1 protein-coding gene is annotated in these 1,682 nt (G+C 61.4%); it reads left to right on the forward strand.

Translation table 11 applies throughout. The features are described 5' to 3' along the window. The first annotated feature begins 582 nt into the window (after positions 1-582). Positions 583-1,647 (forward strand): IS30 family transposase, encoded by a 1,065-nt coding sequence (locus tag ACETK3_RS21270; RefSeq protein WP_236800159.1) that lies wholly within the window; start codon positions 583-585, stop codon positions 1,645-1,647. The last annotated feature ends 35 nt before the right edge of the window (positions 1,648-1,682 follow it).

Below are 1,682 nucleotides of genomic sequence, written 5' to 3' on the forward strand. Positions count from 1 at the left end.
CTTGGGTTCTAGTGGTCGTTGCAACACCCCTTAGTTTTGGGAGTTGCAACGACCATGTCGTCTTTAAGCGAGGGCAGGACCCCTCGACGGAGCTATACCTCCGGGGAAAGGGAAGGGTTCTTCCGGGCACTGGCAAGCGCGGGGAGTGTTGCTCTTGCCGCGGCTGAGCTCGGGCTTAAACCGTCGGCGTGCTACCGGTGGCTGCGTGAGGCGGGAATATCTGCCGGCACCATAAATGGCGGGAATGTCCGTGGGGCGAGAGTAACCCCGGAGGTGAAGGCAGCGTTCTTCAAGGCTTTGGCGCGTACCGGTAGCACTACGGTTGCCGCTGCCGAACTGGGGTTGAGCCGTCAAACTTGTTACAAGTGGACCCAGAAGGCCGGGCTTGCGCGGAAACGCACGGAAGGCCCCAGCCGTGAGGATTTCCGCAAGCTCCGCGAAGCTGGAATGACACGCCGGGAGGCTGCCAAAGAACTGGGCATTAACCGGTGCACGGCCCAGGAATGGGACAACGGGGTCAGAAGGACACGGAACGGGCGAATCTACCGTGATGGCCGCCGGGTCGATTACACCAGTGGTGTGATGACACTGACCACCGACGAAGCGATCACCGATTCTGGCGCGTTTCCCGCACTTGCGGCCTTGGAGAAACCACTGGATGCCAGATTCCTGACTTTGCAGGACCGGGAACGGATTGCTGACCTCCGCGCTGCCGGCACACCGGTCCGGAAGATCGCCAGGGAGCTGGGCCGGTCCGCCTCGACCATCAGCCGGGAACTGGCCAGGAACAGTGTCAACGATGGGAAGTATTACGCCTATGCAGCCCAACGTGCCGCGACCGCCCGGCGGCCCCGGCCCAAGGACAGCAAGCTGGTCACTCACCACCGGTTACGAAAGTATGTGAAGAAGAAGCTGCTTCGGCGCTGGTCACCGGAACAGATCAGCAACAAGCTGATCAGGAAGTTTCCCAACGACCCGGAGATGCGCGTGAGCCCAGAAACGATCTATCAGGCCCTCTACTTCCAGGCCCGCGGAGGACTCAAACGTGAAGTCCAGGCAGCTCTGCGCACCGGCCGGACGCGCCGTAAGCCTCACAAGGACCCCCAGCAGCGGCAGCCCCGCTTCGCTGACCCTATGGTGATGATCTCCGAACGCCCACCCGAAGTTGAAGACCGCGCCGTTCCAGGACACTGGGAAGGAGACCTGATCACCGGGGCAAGCAACCAGTCCGCCATCGCCACCCTCGTTGAACGCACCACCAGATACGTCATGCTCGTCCATCTGCCCGGAGACCACACCGCCGAAACCGTCCGTGATGGCCTCATCGCCACGATGAAGACACTCCCCGAACACCTCCGAGGCTCCCTGACCTGGGACCAGGGCGCGGAAATGGCAGCCCACAAATCCTTCACCATGGCCACGGACATGCAGGTCTACTTCTGCGACCCCGCCAGCCCCTGGCAACGCGGCTCCAACGAAAACACCAATGGCTTGCTGCGCCAATACTTCGAAAAAGGCACGGACCTATCCATCTATGGCCCCGAAGACCTCGAACACGTCGCCCAAGAACTCAACAGCCGACCACGCAAAACGCTCGGCTGGGACACCCCAGCCGAGCGTCTGCGTGATCTACTAATGACCACATAACACCAGCAGTGTTGCAACGACCCCTAGAAACCGCC

It is taken from the genome of Arthrobacter sp. E44, assembly GCF_041877125.1.
Lineage (GTDB): Bacteria > Actinomycetota > Actinomycetes > Actinomycetales > Micrococcaceae > Arthrobacter.

What these genes read in the sequence shown, in the direction of transcription:
- ACETK3_RS21270 (WP_236800159.1), top strand. Translation starts at nt 583, where the DNA reads ATGACACTGACCACCGACGAAGCGATCACCGATTCTGGCGCGTTTCCC.